The organism is Myroides phaeus (assembly GCF_009799805.1).
Taxonomy (GTDB): domain Bacteria; phylum Bacteroidota; class Bacteroidia; order Flavobacteriales; family Flavobacteriaceae; genus Flavobacterium; species Flavobacterium phaeum_A.
Genome location: NZ_CP047050.1, coordinates 1,147,135 through 1,165,532, shown reverse-complemented (window position 1 = coordinate 1,165,532; position 18,398 = coordinate 1,147,135). Strand labels below are relative to the sequence as shown.

General features: G+C 34.5%; 16 protein-coding genes. 4 read left to right on the top strand and 12 right to left on the bottom strand.

The annotated features are described in order from the left end of the window. Positions 1-31: 31 nt before the first annotated feature. The 12 genes from dnaG to hemA all read right to left on the bottom strand — a co-directional run bounded on the left by dnaG (position 32) and on the right by hemA (position 14,246). Positions 32-2,014 carry a DNA primase gene (gene dnaG, locus GQS07_RS05290; protein ID WP_158209919.1) on the bottom strand — a complete coding sequence of 661 codons (1,983 nt, stop codon included), beginning with the start codon at positions 2,012-2,014 and terminating at the stop codon, positions 32-34. Positions 2,015-2,115: 101 nt separating this feature from the next. Next, a complete protein-coding gene (locus GQS07_RS05285; protein WP_158209918.1) occupies positions 2,116-3,096 on the bottom strand; it encodes a polyprenyl synthetase family protein in 981 nt (326 codons plus the stop codon). A 161-nt stretch (positions 3,097-3,257) separates the two neighbouring features. Continuing rightward, a complete protein-coding gene (rlmN, locus tag GQS07_RS05280) occupies positions 3,258-4,298 on the bottom strand; it encodes a 23S rRNA (adenine(2503)-C(2))-methyltransferase RlmN (protein WP_158209917.1) in 1,041 nt (346 codons plus the stop codon). A gap of 486 nt (positions 4,299-4,784) precedes the next feature. Then, positions 4,785-6,386: a fumarate hydratase gene (locus GQS07_RS05275; protein WP_158209916.1), complete on the bottom strand. Its 1,602-nt coding sequence runs from the start codon at positions 6,384-6,386 to the stop codon at positions 4,785-4,787. 462 nt (positions 6,387-6,848) lie between these two features. Further along, entirely contained in the window at positions 6,849-7,259 is a 411-nt protein-coding gene (locus GQS07_RS05270) for a c-type cytochrome (RefSeq protein ID WP_158209915.1), read from the bottom strand. A gap of 474 nt (positions 7,260-7,733) precedes the next feature. Beyond that, on the bottom strand, positions 7,734-8,726 hold the full coding sequence (gene hemB, locus GQS07_RS05265; RefSeq protein WP_090409455.1) for a porphobilinogen synthase: 993 nt from the start codon (positions 8,724-8,726) through the stop codon (positions 7,734-7,736). A 126-nt stretch (positions 8,727-8,852) separates the two neighbouring features. Beyond that, on the bottom strand, positions 8,853-9,758 hold the full coding sequence (hemF, locus tag GQS07_RS05260) for an oxygen-dependent coproporphyrinogen oxidase (protein ID WP_158209914.1): 906 nt from the start codon (positions 9,756-9,758) through the stop codon (positions 8,853-8,855). Between the two features lie 147 nt (positions 9,759-9,905). Continuing rightward, positions 9,906-10,265 carry a hypothetical protein gene (locus tag GQS07_RS05255; RefSeq protein ID WP_158209913.1) on the bottom strand — a complete coding sequence of 120 codons (360 nt, stop codon included), beginning with the start codon at positions 10,263-10,265 and terminating at the stop codon, positions 9,906-9,908. A 66-nt stretch (positions 10,266-10,331) separates the two neighbouring features. Beyond that, the gene (hemE, locus tag GQS07_RS05250; protein ID WP_158209912.1) at positions 10,332-11,360 is read right to left on the bottom strand and encodes a uroporphyrinogen decarboxylase; all 1,029 of its coding nucleotides are present in this window, start codon (positions 11,358-11,360) and stop codon (positions 10,332-10,334) included. A 37-nt stretch (positions 11,361-11,397) separates the two neighbouring features. Further along, positions 11,398-12,063 (bottom strand): uroporphyrinogen-III synthase, encoded by a 666-nt coding sequence (locus GQS07_RS05245; RefSeq protein WP_158209911.1) that lies wholly within the window; start codon positions 12,061-12,063, stop codon positions 11,398-11,400. Between the two features lies 1 nt (position 12,064). Continuing rightward, positions 12,065-12,994 carry a hydroxymethylbilane synthase gene (gene hemC, locus GQS07_RS05240; protein WP_158209910.1) on the bottom strand — a complete coding sequence of 310 codons (930 nt, stop codon included), beginning with the start codon at positions 12,992-12,994 and terminating at the stop codon, positions 12,065-12,067. Next, a complete protein-coding gene (gene hemA, locus GQS07_RS05235; RefSeq protein WP_158209909.1) occupies positions 12,987-14,246 on the bottom strand; it encodes a glutamyl-tRNA reductase in 1,260 nt (419 codons plus the stop codon). The genes hemC and hemA overlap by 8 nt, the downstream gene beginning before the upstream one ends. Before the next feature lie 231 nt (positions 14,247-14,477). On the opposite strand from hemA, the gene GQS07_RS05230 reads away from it, so the two are divergent. Genes GQS07_RS05230 through GQS07_RS05215 form a run of 4 tightly spaced genes read left to right on the top strand, consistent with a single transcriptional unit; the run spans position 14,478 to position 18,387 of the window. Then, positions 14,478-15,350 (top strand): helix-turn-helix transcriptional regulator, encoded by an 873-nt coding sequence (locus GQS07_RS05230; protein ID WP_158209908.1) that lies wholly within the window; start codon positions 14,478-14,480, stop codon positions 15,348-15,350. A gap of 3 nt (positions 15,351-15,353) precedes the next feature. After that, positions 15,354-16,370, top strand: coding sequence for a ferrochelatase (gene hemH, locus GQS07_RS05225; RefSeq protein WP_158209907.1), 1,017 nt, complete (start codon positions 15,354-15,356; stop codon positions 16,368-16,370). 2 nt (positions 16,371-16,372) lie between these two features. Continuing rightward, complete coding sequence (locus tag GQS07_RS05220) at positions 16,373-16,915, top strand: CopD family protein (protein WP_158209906.1); 543 nt, start codon at positions 16,373-16,375, stop codon at positions 16,913-16,915. Then, positions 16,915-18,387 carry a sensor histidine kinase gene (locus GQS07_RS05215; RefSeq protein ID WP_158209905.1) on the top strand — a complete coding sequence of 491 codons (1,473 nt, stop codon included), beginning with the start codon at positions 16,915-16,917 and terminating at the stop codon, positions 18,385-18,387. Before GQS07_RS05220 ends, GQS07_RS05215 begins: the two co-directional genes overlap by 1 nt. Positions 18,388-18,398: the final 11 nt, after the last annotated feature.

The window sequence follows — 18,398 nt, the reverse complement described above, 5'->3', positions numbered from 1 at the left end:
GCCACTTTAGAGTCTAAAGTGGCTTTCTTGTTTAATTATCTATTGTTTTAAAACGAGACGTTACTTGTCCTAATCGCTTTGAAAACATATTTATCAGACTTGTATAATCCATAATGATTGACAATAGTTCCAACGAACGCTTCTCTTCTGCATCTTTCAATTTCGCTTTATACTTATCTATCATTGTATTTACTAAATACATTCGAAGTGTCAATATTGTTTCAGTAACGTACTGAGAAATACCTTGTGATTTTTGTTTCACAATAATATTCTGTGACTCCCATTTGTGCAATGAATTCTTTTCATCTTCCATAATGATACTGGTCACTTCATTTGAAAACTGCGGATCTAACCTTTTTAAATAGTTTTCTAAACTCCACTCATTATGGTTGTAATAATCCATAATATCACTGTAAATAGCTTTAAATAACGGATTAGCCAACTGCACCTCATCTTCTTGTAAACTCAAGAAAATGCGTTCATACACCTTTTGCTCTACTTTATTTTCTACTTCAATTACTTCGTTATCTTCATTTGCATCCAGAAGTAACTCTATAAATACTTCACGTTCATTACCGTATAAAAGCAATATCTCTATTATCTTTCGCTCTAAATTATATTGAGGATCTATCTGTTCTTTATCTTGTGGAGATGAATGAACTACTTCAAGTTTTTTCTTCTCTTCAATGAACTTTTTATTAGCATCTGCTAATTCTTTTCGCCCGATTTGTGCTAAAGAATTAAACAATACTTCCTCCGAAATATCCATTATACGCGCACATTCTTGCACGTAAATTTCTTTCTGAATTTGGTCTGGTATCTTAGAAATACTCACAACCATATCCCTAATTAGGTCAGCTTTTTTGATAGGATCATTCTTTGCTTCATCCATCAACAAACTTGCTTTGAAACGGATAAAGTCTTTCGCATTTCCTTCAAAATACGTCTCTAACTGCTCTTGTGTATGTTTTCTTGCAAAACTATCTGGGTCTTCTCCTTCTGGCAATGAACAAACACGAACGTTCATTCCTGCTTCTAAAATCAGATCTACTCCTCTTAACGAAGCACGTACTCCTGCAGCATCACCATCAAACAACATCGTAATGTTTTTTGTCAAACGGCTTACTAAGCGAATCTGATCAGGTGTTAAGGCAGTACCCGAAGACGCAACCACGTTTTTAATCCCTGCTTGATGCATCTGGATAACGTCTGTATACCCCTCAACTAAGTAGCAATTATCTTTCTTTGCTATTTCTTGTTTTGCGTGGTAAATACCATACAACACTTTACTTTTGTGGTAAATATCACTCTCAGGAGAGTTCAGATATTTAGCAGCCTTTTTATCATTAGTCAAAATACGTCCACCGAATCCTAAAACACGACCAGACATACTTTGAATAGGAAACATCACACGTCCTTTAAAGCGGTCAAACTTCTTATCTTCCTTAACAATCGTTAACCCTGTCTTTTCAAGGTACTCCAATGAATATCCTTTTTGTATCGCATCATCAGTAAACGCAGTCCACTTATCAGGAGAATACCCTAACCCAAAGTCTTTAATAGTCTCTGGTGTAAACCCACGCTCCTTAAAATAAGACATCCCAATTGCTTTTCCTTCTTCCGTCTCATACATTGTATCGTGAAAGTATTTTTTGGCATACTCAGACACCACAAACATACTTTCCTTTTCATTCATATGCTCCTTCTCCTCATCTGTCTGTTGCGTTTCTTCAATCTCGATACCGTATTTTTTGGCTAAGTAGCGAATCGCTTCAGGATAAGAGAAATGTTCGTGTTCCATTAAGAAACTAATCACATTCCCTCCTTTTCCAGAACTAAAGTCTTTCCATATCTGCTTAACTGGAGATACCATAAACGACGGAGTCTTCTCGTTTACAAAAGGGCTCAGACCTTTGAAATTACTACCCGATTTTTTCAGGTTTACGTAATCTCCGATCACCTCTTCTACACGAGCTGCGTCAAAAACGGCATCAATAGTACTTTTAGAAATCATTTCACTTTAATTTTGAATAGACAAAGATAAATATAAAAAAAGAAGTTGCTTAAACTAAAATCGTTTAAGCAACTTCTGTGTATATATAGCAAAGTAGATTACTACTTTTTTCTTTCAATAACGTAATTAACCATAGTGGTTAACGCTTCTTTATAAGGAGAATCAGGAAAATCATTTAAAATAGCTAATGCCTCAAGTTGGTATTCAACCATCTTTTTGGTAGCATACTCCATTCCTCCCTTTTCTTTTACATAAGCAATCACTTCCTTCACGCGACGCTTATCCTCATTATAGTTCTTCACAGAATTAATTAACCATTTTCGGTCTTTCGGCTCAGAAACATTTAATGCATAAATCAACGGAAGAGTCATCTTTTGCTCCTTAATATCAATTCCCGTTGGCTTACCAATCGGCCCATCAGAATAATCAAACAAGTCGTCTTTAATCTGAAACGCCATACCTATCAACTCACCAAACTTACGCATACGCTCTATAAGTTCAGCATTCTCTGGTTGAACAGCTGCCGCACCAAGAGAACAACACGCAGCAATTAATGTAGCTGTCTTTTGACGAATAATCTCGTAATAAACATCTTCAGTAATATCAAGTCGTCTTGCCTTTTCAATTTGTAATAACTCCCCTTCGCTCATTTCACGTACAGCCACAGAAATAATGCGTAATAAGTCAAAGTCACCATTGTCTATTGACAACAATAATCCTTTTGACAAAAGGTAATCACCTACTAAAACGGCAATTTTGTTTTTCCATAAAGCACTTAGAGAGAAGAACCCTCTTCGCTTATTACTATCATCCACAACGTCGTCGTGTACAAGAGTAGCCGTATGGATAAGTTCGATAACAGAAGCCCCGCGATAAGCGCGTTCGTTAACTTGTCCTTCTCCTGTCATTTTAGCCACTAAGAAAACAAACATTGGACGCATTTGTTTCCCCTTTCTATTTACAATGTAGTAAGTAATTCTATTCAGCAAGGCTACTTTTGTAGCCATTGAATTGCGGAACTTCTTTTCAAAGAGGTCCATCTCCTGCTGTATGGGCTGTTTTATTTGCTGTACTATATTCATTGTAACCAAAAATACGACTTTTTTATATCTATAGCTCCTTTCCTGTTAATAGATTTCACAATCACAAACAGCTAAAAAACAAGCATTTCTAACAAATCTTAAAATCGATTGAAAAAAAACGTCATTAAACCAATAATCTATATTACTTCTGTCAAAAGTAATTACGATTTATTTGCTAATTGACCACAAGCAGCATCGATATCTTTCCCTCTACTTCTTCTTACCACTACAGTAATATCATTTGCCTCTAAAGCTTTGATATAATTCAACGTTGCCTGTTCATCTGCTTGTTGAAACTCCCCATCATCAATTGGATTATACTCAATCAAGTTTACTTTACAAGGAACGTATTTACAGAATTTAACTAAGGCATCAATAGACTTTTTATCATCGTTAATTCCCTTCCAAATCACATATTCAAAAGTAACTCTACTCTTAGTCTTAGAATACCAATATTGCAATGAATCACGCAAATCAGTTAAAGGAAAACTTTTTGAGAAAGGCATAATACGGTTACGAATCTCCTCAATAGCTGAGTGCAAAGACACCGCAAGTTTAAACTTAACGCCATCATCTGCTAATTTCGTAATCATCTTTGGAATACCAGAAGTAGACACAGTAATACGCTTAGGCGACATACCTAATCCCTCTTCAGAAGTAATCTTATCAATTGCTTTTTGTACATTATTGTAGTTCATCAATGGCTCACCCATTCCCATAAATACAATATTTGACAATGGAATATTGCGATGTTCACGACTCTGACGGTCAATCGTCAATACTTGGTCATAAATCTCATCTGGATTCAAGTTACGCATACGTTTTAAACGCGCAGTAGCACAAAATTCACAATCCAAACTACATCCTACTTGAGACGAAACACAAGCAGTAGTTCTTGTAGCAGTTGGAATTAAAACAGATTCAACGACAAGGCCATCGTGAAGTTTCACAGCATTTTTAATAGTTCCATCTGAACTACATTGCATATTATCCACCTTTACGTGGTTAATCACAAAATTATCCATCAACATTTCACGTGTAGTCTTAGATAAGTTACTCATATCTTCAAAAGTATGAGCTCCTTTACTCCACAACCACTCGTAAACTTGGTTCCCTCTAAATGCCTTATCACCTTGAGCAACAAAAAAGTCTCTCAATTCTTCTTTCGATAAGCTTCTAATATCTTTTTTATCCGTTTGCATGCTGCAAAGTTAATTTATTTTCTTCTAATTTGGATTCCAAAATATAAATGAAAGTATCTTCCCAAATCGATTCATTTATACACCCTTACAAAAAAGGCACAATTAGCAATACACTTAAACAAAAAAAGCAGGTATTACTACCTGCTCTTTTAAATCTCAAATATAAATCAAAACTATGTAAACTTATTTTCTTGTAAACACATACAGAAAGTATGCCCTGTATTTTACGTATATCTTCATCCCTATTCCCACTACCCTTATTCACTTCTTTAGGACATATTAAAATTACGAAATAATAAAAAAACAGCATTGATATTTGCTAATATTAACACCCGTTTTATAATAATATTATTATTTAAGAATCAAGTATTTACTTCATAAATAAACAGCTATTACATTTAGAATATGACCTACTAAAATTGTTCCATAAAAAAAGAGCTAACCATAATAGTTAGCTCTTTTGCTTATTGAATCGTTAGTTTATTCTTATAAGTTTTGGAAGAAGTCATTTCCTTTGTCATCAGTGATGATGAACGCAGGGAAATCTTTCACTTTAATCTTACGTACAGCTTCCATTCCTAATTCTGGGAAGTCAACCACCTCAACGCTTAAGATATTCTCTTTTGCAAGGATAGCAGCTGGTCCACCAACAGAACCTAAATAGAAACCACCGTGTTTTTTACAAGCATCAGTAACAGCTTGAGAACGGTTACCTTTAGCAAGCATAATCATACTACCACCTACAGCTTGGAAAGCATCAACGTATGGGTCCATACGTCCTGCAGTTGTCGGTCCAAAACTTCCTGAAGGCATTCCTTCTGGAGTTTTTGCAGGTCCAGCATAATACACTGGGTGATTTTTAAAGTACTCAGGCATTTCTTGCCCATTGTCTAACATTTCTTGGATTTTTGCGTGAGCGATGTCGCGTGCTACAATCACAGTTCCATTTAACATTACACGAGTTTTAATTGGATGTTTTGTCAATTCAGCCAATTGTTCTTTCATTGGTTTATCAAGGTCAATTACTACCGGCTCTTCTAAATGAGGAGCTGTCGCAGGTAATAATCTTGCTGGGTTAGTTTCTAATTGCTCAACGAATAATCCTTCAGCAGTAATTTTCGCTTTGATATTTCTATCAGCAGAACAAGAAACACCTAATCCAACAGGACAAGAAGCAGCGTGACGAGGTAAACGGATTACACGTACATCGTGAGTAAAATATTTACCACCAAACTGTGCTCCAATATGAGACTCTTGACAGATAAGTTGTAGTTTTTTCTCCCACTCTAAATCACGGAAAGCTTGACCTCCCATATTACCAGAAGTAGGTAGATTGTCATAGTACCCTGCAGATGCTTTTTTCACAGCAGCTAAGTTAGCCTCAGCTGACGTACCACCAATCACTAAAGCTAAGTGATAAGGAGGACAAGCAGCAGTACCTAAGTCCATAATTTTCTCTTTGATAAACTCAGTTAAGTTTTTATCATTTAATAAAGACTTAGTTTTTTGGTACAAGAACGTTTTGTTAGCAGAACCTCCACCTTTTGCTAAGAATAAGAATTCATACTTATTCCCTTGTGTCGCATAAATATCAATTTGTGCAGGTAAATTTGAACCAGAGTTTTTCTCTTCAAACATACTAATCGGAACAATTTGAGAATATCTCAAGTTTTTCTTTTGGTAAGTTTCAAAGATACCTCTCGATAAACTCTCGGCATCATTAGAACCTGTATATACATTTTCACCTTTTTTAGCTACTACAATTGCAGTACCTGTATCTTGACAAGAAGGCAATTGTCCGTCAATAGCAACAGCTGCATTTTGTAATAAGTTATAAGCCACAAAACGATCGTTATCTGTCGCTTCCGGATCATCTAAAATAGCTCTTAACTTTTCAAGGTGAGCTGTTCTCAACATAAAAGAAACGTCAGTCATTGCCGTTTCTGCTAATAATTCAATCCCCTTAGGATCAACTACTAAAATTTCACGATCTCCTAATTTCTCTACTTTTACATACTCAGAAGATATCTTTTTGTACTGTGTATCATCCTTTAGGATTGGATACGGTTCTTGATATATGAAGTCCATTGAATTGTTAGTTTAATTTAACTTAGTAAAGTTACTAAATATACCCCTCAAACATTCTTAGAATAAGTCTAAATAACCAGCATTTACAAGGGTTTAACAACATTTTGAATTCATCTAAATAATTCATTTGCGAATGGAGTAAAAAGGTTATTACAACTTTTAAAGCGAACCTCAACACTCTATACATCAAATCCATTATCTTTCTAATTTTAATAGAGTAAAACGCTATATTTCACACAATTAATTAAATTCTTCTATTCACATTTCTTCTATAAAAACTTATTCATTAAGAAAAAAGCACTTTACTAATTAGCGAGCAACCAACTATCAATTTACTCATTATCAAACTTAAAGGCTATTTACTTTAAAAGAAGATCAATAGCTCTCAAAAATCACAAAAAAATCCTGAAGCATTACACCTCAGGATTTCTAACTATAAATGAGAACGTTTTTAAAGTTCAACTAAATACTTTTCATATAAGCAACTAATGATTCCAACTCTACATCAGTCATCTTTTTAGTAATTGCAAAATTTGCCTGCATTACAGCAAATTGAGAAGGTTCTACTATTGCTTCCTCATTACCTTTCAAAAATGAAACAAGGTCTGCATTATGCTTTTCATATACCTCAACAATTTCTTTGATACTTGGTCCAATCACTTTTTTATCTGCCATATGACAAGAAAAACAAGTTCCCTTTCCTTCAAATAACTTTTTACCCAAAGCTATTTTCTCTGTTTCAGACATCTCTGTCGCTCCACCTCTTTCTGATTCATAAACAGGTTCTGGTGCTTTCTTTTCTTCTTTATTACCACAAGCAAGCATACTCATAGCGGCAAAAACCACTAAAGCAGATTTTAAAAATGTTGTCATATACTTTGTTTATTTGTTGTTCTTACAAAACTACAAAATCAGTACCAAAATATAGATTTGAAAAACATTCTATTTATTTAGATAAAATGACGTAATAAACGCCTCGTCTCTACTCCCTAAAATAAACAAATCGTGCTTAAAATAATACAGAATTAGACACGTTTTAAAATGCTTCCTTGTATAGTGTATGTATACTGTATGTATAGTCAATGTATACTTCTTATGTAAAAGCATACATCCAATCTACATAAGGTATAGAAAAAATATACAAGCAGACAGCATAACACTCAGATAATTTTATTTTAAGACTATATATTCATCCAAAATCGCCTTTAAAAATGCTGGTTTTAGCAAAAAATAAAAATGTTTATTCTCATATACATTCCTATTCAGCACCTCCCTACTACAGAAAAAAAAGCCCAATAAAAAAGGGTGCCCCAGTAGGACACCCTTCTCATTATAACAATTGAAAAATTATTTATTCAATAAAATTGCCGCTTCTTTAGCAAAGTATGTTGAGATAATACTTGCCCCAGCACGTTTAATACAAGTCAATTGCTCCATCATAATTTGATCGTGGTCTAACCATCCTCTTTCTGATGCTGCTTTCACCATTGCATACTCACCAGAAACTTGGTAAACTGAAATTGGCACATTCACTGCATTTTTAACCTCACGTACGATGTCTAAATAAGCCATCCCTGGCTTTACCATTAAAATATCAGCTCCTTCTTCCACGTCATACAACGCTTCTTTTACTGCCTCTATTCTATTTGCATAGTCCATTTGATACGTTTTCTTATCTTTTGGAATCTCCATATTATCAACAGGTGCACTATCCAAAGCATCGCGGAAAGGTCCGTAAAAAGCAGACGCATATTTTGCAGAATAGCTCATAATTCCCACGTTTGTAAATCCGCTTTGATCTAACGCTTGTCTCATACGTAAAATACGACCATCCATCATATCACTTGGTGCTACGAAATCTGCTCCTGCTTCAGCGTGAGAAACACTCATTTTCATCAATGCGTCAACTGTTGGGTCATTGACTACTACTCCGTTTTCAATAATACCATCGTGCCCATAAATTGAATATGGATCTAATGCCACGTCAGGCATAACAATCATCTCAGGACAAGCGTCTTTAATTGCTTTAATAGCCGTTTGCATTAATCCGTTTGGATTCCACGCTTCTGTTCCTGCATTGTCTTTTAAATGCTCACTTACTTTTACGTAAATGTTTACAGCGCGAATACCTAATGCATAAAGTTCTTTTACCTCTTTAACCGTTAAGTCAACAGAGCGTCTGAACATTCCTGGCATTGACGGAATAGCTTCTTGTACATTTGTTCCTTCTGCGATAAACATTGGAAACATAAAATCTTGTGGAGTCACAATAGTTTCTCTTACTAAACTACGAATAGACTCATTTGTTCTTAATCTTCTACCTCTTTGTAATGGAAACATAATCTTTATATTTTGATTAATGTCGATAGTTTACAGTTAACGGTTGACTGTTTACAGTGTTGAAACCGCAAACCACTAACTGGAAACTACGATGTGTTTTTAATATTGTTTATAGTTAACAGTAAACTAAATTGCCCACTCTCTTGGATTACCAAGTATCTCTAATAGTCGTGCCTCCTCGCTTCCTTCTTCAGGGTGGTGATCATACACCCACTGCACGTGTGGAGGTAAACTCATTAAAATAGACTCTATACGTCCGTTCGTTTTCAGTCCAAATAAAGTTCCTTTGTCGTGTACTAAATTAAACTCAACATAACGACCTCTTCTAATTTCCTGCCAATTTCTTTGTTCATCAGTATAAGGCAAGTCTTTGCGTTTTTCAACAATAGGCACATAAGCCTCTAAGAAGCTATTTCCTACCTCCGTTACAAAATCGTACCATTGTTGTGAAGTCATTTCCGTTGTTTCTTCTAAACGGTCAAAAAACAATCCCCCAACACCTCTTGCTTCATTGCGGTGTGCATTCCAAAAGTACTCATCACATTGCTTTTTATACTGAGGATAAAACGCTTCATTGTGTTTATCACAAGCCGTTTTACACACAGAATGAAAGTGAGTCGCATCCTCATCAAATAAGTAATAAGGCGTAAGGTCTTGTCCTCCTCCAAACCAAGAACGAACTACATTTCCTTGTTTATCATACATTTCAAAATAACGCCAATTTGCGTGAACAGTTGGCACCATTGGACTTGTAGGGTGAATAACTAAACTCAATCCACAAGCGAAGAAATCAACATCTCCTACATTAAAATACTTTTGCATTGAAACAGGTAAAACGCCGTGAACAGCAGAAATGTTTACTCCCCCTTTTTCAAATACATTCCCATTTTCAATGACACGTGTTCTTCCACCTCCCCCTTCAGGGCGAGTCCACAAGTCTTCTTGAAACTTAGCTTTTCCATCAACATCCTCTAACCCTTTTGTAATTTGGTCTTGTAGTTGTTGTATATACTGATAAAATTTTTCTTTCATACTACCTATTCTTTCCGAAGGCTTTTTACTACAAAAAAGAACTTATTAACACTACTGTTTATAAGTTTACCCTCGCTGTTTTTTGTTAGCTATTAAAGTTATATCACAACAGATATAGTACGCAATAGCCATAACAATCACCTTGTTTTATAATTGGCTAATCTTACTCATTATATCAAATGAAAACATTTTGCTTTCATCCTGGATATATTGATAGACTGCCTTTGCTTTTGGCTTTAAAGCAACCTCTTTTTTAGCCCATTGAACTAAAATATCTGCAAATTGCTCCATTTTATCCCAAGCAAAATTAAGTCGATGTAAATGTTGTGCTAATTCCTTATCTGCCATTGTCAACATATGTTCATAACTCAACCCTACTTTCTTCAACTCCTCATCTAAGTCTTCCATAACCTTTTTGTCCTCTGGTACAAAACCAATAGACGACAATTTCATAACGATAGACTCAATGCGTCTATCCTCTTCACTTTTTATTCCTTTATTTAGCATAAACGATATGGTATAAAAAGACAGAAAAGTTTACAATTAACTCGTAAACCTTTCTGTTTATATTTATTATTTCTGTTCGTATTCTTTCACAGCTTCGATAAAAGCTTTTGCGTGGTCAACAGGGATATGAGGTAAGATACCGTGTCCTAAATTCACGATATATTTATCTTTTCCGAATGCGTCAATCATTTCGTGTACCATCTTTTTGATAGTAGGAATTGGCGACATTAAACGGCTTGGGTCAAAGTTTCCTTGTAAAGTAATATCTCCACCTGTAAATAAACGAGCATTTTGTGGGCTACAAGTCCAATCAACTCCTAATGCAGATGCTTTAGATTTTGCCATTTCAGGAAGCGCGAACCAACATCCTTTACCAAAAACGATAACAGGAGTAATCTCTGATAACGCCTCTACAATTTGATTAATATATCTCCAAGAAAATTCTTGATAGTCAACCGGAGACAACATTCCTCCCCAAGAGTCAAAAATCTGAACAGCGTTAACCCCTGCTTTTACTTTTTCTTTTAAGTATAAAATTGTAGTATCTGTAATTTTTTGTAACAATGTATGTGCTGCAACAGGATCAGAAAAACAGAATCCTTTTGCTAAATCAAAGCTCTTAGAACCTTTTCCTTCTACTGCATAACAAAAGATAGTCCAAGGAGAACCAGCGAATCCAATCAATGGCACTTCATCATTCAACATTTCCTTCGTTACTTTAATAGCATCCATTACATATCCTAATGTCTCTTCAATATTAGGAACAATCACTTGCGCAACATCTTTTGCAGAACGAATAGGGTTAGGTACCCACGGTCCAACACCTGGTTTCATTTCTACATCAATATTCATCGCCTGTGGTACTACTAAAATATCTGAGAATAAAATTGCAGCATCTGGTTTTACAATACGAATTGGTTGTACTGTAATTTCAGCCGCGATCTCAGGCATTCTACAACGTGTAAAAAAATCATATTTATCTCGTAAGGCACGAAACTCTGGTAAATATCTACCTGCTTGGCGCATCATCCACACAGGTGGTCTTTCTACTGTTTCTCCTTTTAAGGCTCTTAAGAATAAATCATTTTTAATCATTTCCTATAGATTTTAATACGTCAATTTTTAGCTGACTTTATTGATAATATTTGACACAAGCTTGTAATGTTGCTTCAACTGTTGGTTGTTCTGCCAATACAATATTTTGTGTTACTTCTTTTAATGCTTCTGCTGTTGTATCTCCAATACAAAAACACACCTCATCGGTAATTGTATTCAACTGAAGATAACTCTGAATTGCCGATGGGCTGTAAAAACACAGTCCATCAACCTTGTCAGATATTTTATGGGGACTCAATACTGTTTCATAAACTTTAAACTCGTTAAAGTGAATATTATTCGCTCGAAATGCATCTGGTAAAACATCTCGGCGCATACTCCCACTAAAAAAAGTGATTGTATCGTGTTTAAAGTCCTTTATCAAAATAGGATCTAAATCTTTTGCATAATGTGCCCAAGCTTTTACTTCCCATCCATTTTGTTCTAATAATTCTTTGGTCTTAATCCCTACACATAGTGTCGGTTTTGATTGCAACACTGCCAACTCATCAATTTGTAAAACACTGCGCACAGCATTTTGACTTGTAAACAACAAATATTCATTCACCTTTGTTAAGTCAAAAGGAATCGCCTCTGTTGTTATAAAGTCGGCTTGCAAAAGTGTACAAGTAGCGTTATTCCACCCTTGTAAATCTTTTGCTTTTACTTTACGTGTAGATAAAATTGTAGGAATTACAGACATATTATTTTTTTAATTGCTCGCGCAACTTCTCCATTAACACACTTCCTCCGTTTTCAAGAATTTCTTTAGCCGCAAAAAAACCAAGCTTTTTCCATTCTTCAATTGGAACAACTTTATTAACTTCAAACTTTTCTTTTCCATCTAAAGAGAATAACACCCCTTTAAAATTGATTGTATCATCGTGGTCATTATAAGTAGCTAATGCACCAATTGGAGCCGTACATCCACCTTCTAACGTACGTAAAAACTGACGTTCGATATGCGTAGCCATTTCCGTTTCATAGTTGTTCAACATAGAAACAGCTTCCATAGCAAAACTATCGTCACTGTTTACAACAACAACCATAGCACCTTGTGCTGGAGCTGGAATCATCCAATCTAAGTTGATATAATTTTTAGGCTTCTTTTTAATACGATCTAACCCCGCTGAAGCGAAGATTGCACCATTCCAATCGTTGTCTTCTAATTTTTGCATACGCGTATTTACATTCCCACGTAAATCAACTATTGTATGTTTAGGAAAACGGTTAAGCCATTGTGCTTTTCTTCTCAAACTACCTGTTGCAACAACAGCTTCTTTGTCTGGATTAAGAAAATCAACATCACCTTTATGTAATAAGATATCAACAGAGTTAGCACGCTTTAAAACAGCCCCTTGCACAATACCTTCAGGTAACATAGTAGGCACATCTTTCATTGAATGCACTGCAATATCGACTTCTTTCTTAATCATGGCTACATCAAGGGTTTTTGTAAAAATACCCGTAATACCCATTTCATATAAGGGTTTATCTAACACTAAATCACCTGTAGATTTAACAGGTACTAATTGAGTTTGATAACCTAACTTCTTAAGTTCACTTTCAACTTTATTTGCTTGCCATAAAGCCAGTTCACTATCACGTGTACCGATTTTGATAACTCTATTCATTATGATTGGATTCTAATTGGAAAACTTTTTCTATCCACTCTATACTTTGGTCAACCACTGTTTCTTCGTGGCGAAGGTGGTTAGCAAAGTGAGTAGTAATTTTTTGAATAATACGCATACTGATAATCTCAGCTTGCTCACTGTCGAAATTATCAATTTTCTTCTTTTGATAATCTAATTCACCATCTTTTATTTCCTCTAATTTAGATTTTAAAGCGTGAATCGTAGGAGCGAATTTGCGCATTTTAGTCCAAGCGATAAACTCCTTCATTATTTCTTCAATAATTTCTTCTGCTTGGGGAATAAATTCTTTTCTTCTCTCGATTGTTTTATCTGTCATTTGAGACAAATAATCAAGGTGTATTAGCTCTACATTATCCAGTGTTCTCACATCCTCAGAAACATTCATCGGAATAGATAAATCTAAAATAACAAGAGGTTTATTTAAGCTTAATAACGCTTTATCAACAGTTGGCTTCTGTGCTCCTGTAGCTACAATCAACACATCTGCTTTGCGAATTTCAGATTGTAAATCAGCATAATCTTTAACGATTAAGTTAAACTTACCTGCAACCTCTAAAGCTCTTTCTTTTGTACGATTAATTAAAGTAATATGATCGTTCTTCGTGTGTTTTACAAGATTCTCACACGTATTGCGCCCTATTTTACCCGTTCCAAACAACAAGATATTCTTGTTAGATATGTTTTCAACGTGGTCCATTATATATTGTACAGAAGCAAAAGATACAGAAGTAGCACCAGAGCTCAACTCTGTTTCATTCTTAATGCGTTTACTTGCTTGAATTACAGCGTTAACTAAACGTTCGAAGTAGTTTGTAGTTAACCCTTTTTCTTTCGATAAATAGAAGGCATTTTTAATTTGACTGATAATCTCAAAGTCACCTAAAATCTGACTATCTAACCCTGTACCTACTCTGAACAAATGTTCAATAGCCTCACGTGTTTTATACACATAAGCAACATTGCGGAAGTCATCCACAGTACCATTACTATTATCACAAAGTAATTTAATCAGTTCAAAAGGGTGTTGTGCAAAGCCAAATATCTCAGTTCTATTACAGGTAGAAATCACAATTAAACTTCCGATTCCTTCATTCTTGGCTTGATTCAATAGATTATCTTTGGCTTCATCACTTAGACTAAACTTCCCACGCATTTCGGCGTCTGCTTTCTTATAACTTAAACCAACTGCATAAAAAGTAGCGGATTTAGCCGTATCTATTTTGTCCATACTATATCGTTATTTCAAAAAAGTAAACAAATTTAGGATTAATGAATCGACAAAAGTAACGCTGGAGGGACTATTTATATCGCTAAGAGAAATATCAAAAAAAAAGAATCATATTCCGTTATAATACAGTACATTTGCAGGCATAGCAAGGGCTTTAATAAAGCTTAATTAGAGTCTTTCTAAATAAAAAGTATAACAATAAGTTTTTTCTATTAACCATAAAATATCGCTATGAGTCCAACTGAAGAAATTATTATAGACGAACATTTTTCAATACTGCGTTTTGAAAACACAACCCAACAATCTATTCGCTTTGAAAGAGAAATGGGCACAGATGTTATTCAATTCTACTTTGGTTTAAAGGGAAATGGGAAGTTTATATTTAACCAAGGAGCTTATGCACTGGCTCTTAATGAAGAGAAATCCCTTATTCTTTATAACCCACAAAAGAAATTACCGGTTCATCTTGAAATAGCACCAAACACTTGGATTATTAGTGTATTGATCTCTATTAAAAAATTCCACTCTCTTTTCTCAACAGAAGCAGAGTTTATTGGTTTTTTGACTCCGGAGAATCAAGACAAGAAGTATTATGGCGAAGAAGACATCACCCCTTCAATGGCGATCGTTTTGAACCAATTGTTCAACTTCTATATGAATCCTTCAATCAAAAAACTTTATTACACAGGAAAGATATACGAGTTATTAAGCTTGCTTTTTAACCAAAACGAAGACCAAAACTTAGATAATTGTCCTTTCTTATCTGACGAAGATGACGTTGTAAAAATCAAAAAAGCGAAGGATATTATAATAAGTAAAATGGCAGAACCACCAACATTGCAAGAATTAGCGGATATGGTGGGAATTAATATTAAGAAATTAAAATTAGGCTTTAAACAAATTTACGGAGACTCAGTATTTAGTTTCTTATTTGATTATAAGATGGAATACGCCAGAAAATTATTAGACAACGGTTCTTATAATGTAAATGAAGTAGGGTTGAAAATTGGCTACAGCTCAGCAAGCCATTTTATCGCTGCTTTTAAAAAGAAATTTGGTACTACTCCAAAAAAATACTTAATGTCTCTAAACTCAAACAATTAAACAATGCAAGGTATATTATTAGTAAACTTAGGGTCGCCAAAAACACCCACTGCAAAAGATGTTAAACCATATTTAGGAGAATTCTTAATGGATGAAAGGGTAATTGATATGCCTTACATCTTAAGAGCTCTATTAGTTAAAGGTATTATTTTAAACACAAGACCTAAAAAGTCGGCAGAAGCTTACAAGAAAATATGGTGGCCAGAAGGCTCTCCTTTAATTGTGATTTCACAACGTCAACACAAAAAAGTGCAACAAAAGGTTGATATTCCAGTTGAATTAGCTATGCGTTATGGCGAACCATCAATCAAAACTGGATTAGCAGCTTTACACGCTCAAGGTGTTGATGATGTATTAATGATTCCATTGTATCCACAATTTGCAATGGCTACTACGGAAACAATTGATGTATTAGCAGAAGAAGTTAGACAAAAACACTTCCCTGCAATGAAAGTAACAAGCTTCCCGGCTTTTTACAACAAAAAAGAATATGTAGATGCATTAGCACATTCTATTCAATCACATTTAGAAGGATATGACTATGATCATATTGTTTTTTCATACCACGGAGTACCAGAAAGACACATTAGAAAATCAGATGTTACGAAAGGACATTGTAAAATAGATGGTTCTTGTTGTGTTACAGCATCAAAAGCGCACGACTTTTGCTATAGACATCAATGTTTAGAAACAACACGCCAAGTAGTTGAAAAATTAAACATTCCGGCAGACAAATACACAAACTCATTTCAGTCTCGTTTAGGAGCAGACAAATGGTTACAACCACCTACAGATGCAACTGTAAATGGATTAGCAGAAAAGGGGATTAAGAAATTAGCTGTTGTAACACCAGCCTTTGTAGCAGACTGTTTAGAGACTTTGGAAGAGATCGGAATAGAAGCACACGAAGAATTTATCAAACACGGAGGAGAAGAATTTAGAACAATTCCTTGTTTAAATGAAGACGAGATGTGGATAGACGCATTAGTTACTTGGATTAAAGAATGGCAAAATAAATAATCATGTTATACTTTTACCTCAAAGCCCTACACATCATTTTCATTGTATGTTGGTTTGCAGGACTATTTTATATCGTACGCTTATTTGTTTATTATGCTGAAACAGCAGATAAAACAGAAATAGAGCAAAAGATTCTTAGAGATCAGTACACCATAATGACCAATAGGCTTTGGAACATTATTACGTGGCCTGCTGCGGTGTTAGCTACTGCTTTTGGAGTTGGAATGTTTATTTACAGTCCTGCTTTATTACAAATGCCGTGGATGCACATCAAATTATTTTTTGTTGTTTTATTAATTGCTTACCATTTGCAATGTCACAAATATGTGCAACAAATAAATAAGCGAACATTGACAAAAACGTCTTCTTATTTTAGATTGTGGAATGAAGGAGCGACACTTATTTTATTTTCTGTTGTATTTTTAGTAATTTTAAAAAGTACTTTTAATTGGATCTTTGGCGTGGTAGGATTAGTTGGCCTTTCTGTTTTATTAATGATAGGCATTAAATTTTACAAACGCGTGAGAGAACGCAACAATAGATAATGAAAGATGAATTTATATTGAAGAATTTCTCGTTGAGAAACAGAATATTCTTTTCATTAATTTTCCTGAGTATAATATCTTCTGTATTGATTTCAGCAGTATCTGTTTATCAATTCAGAGAAGAAGCGCGTACCTATCACCAGTATCGATTAGAAAGAAAGGAAAGCTCAGTTAATGAAAATATAAATTACATCCTCACCACAACTACATATCCTCTAAACACAGAGAATATTCCTCTTATCTTTAGAGATAAGATTCACGAATTAGCGGCAATTCACAATACAGAAATTAATATACACGACTTAACAGGTAACCTCTTGATCTCATCAAGAGGTACTTTTTCTGTCGACAGTATTCCTAAAAACATATCCCCTTTAATCTTAAAGACTATACAGTCGGCACCAAACAAGCGATTTGTTGATATTCAAACAATTGACAACAACAGAATTCGCATTGCCTATAGTTTTCTAAAAGACCTAAAATTTAAGCCTTTGGGAATTATCAAAATTCCTTATGAAGAGAAGACAGAATTTTATGAAAATGAGATTAAAAACTTTATGATAAAGTTCGGACAAGTGTATATAATTATGCTAATTATGTCCATTGCTATATCTTACTTCCTATCCAACTATATTACACAAAGTTTAAAGAACATTAGTATAAAGATAACAAGTACTAAACTTGGGCAGAAAAATGAGAAGATTGAAATGTCTTCAACCAGTAAAGAGATTTCAACCCTTATACAAGCCTATAATGATATGGTTGAAAAACTTGATGAGTCGTATCTCAAACTTGCTCAAAACGAACGAGAGCAAGCTTGGAGGGAAATGGCAAAGCAAGTTGCTCACGAGATTAAAAACCCATTAACACCAATGAGGTTAACGGTACAGAGTTTTGAAAGACGATTCAATCCAGAAGATCCTAATGTAAAAGAAAAACTAAACGACTTCTGTCAAGTTTTAATTCAGCAAATAGACACAATGACCTCTGTGGCTACAGCATTCTCAAGTTTTGCTTCTATGCCAGCACAACAAAATGAAACGATCGATGTTGTAAAAGCAGTGCAACTTTCATTAGATATCTTTAATGAAAACTTCATACATTTTGAAAGCACTGATAAAGAGATCATTTCCAAAATAGACAGAACACAACTAATCAGAATTATTACTAACTTAGTCAAAAATGCAATACAAGCTATCCCTGATGACAACGAAAAACCTCAGGTAAATGTTAGTATTTCAAGAACAAGTGAAAATGTTATCATTCAAGTTTCAGATAATGGAACCGGAATAACAATTGAAGATAAAACTAAAATATTTGAACCTAAGTTTACTACAAAATCAAGTGGTATGGGACTTGGATTGGGTATTATTAAAAATATTATCACCAATTACAACGGTACCATTACATTTGAAAGTGAACTAAATGTAGGAACTACATTCATTGTAACATTACCAATAACTAAAACTTAAAAACATATATT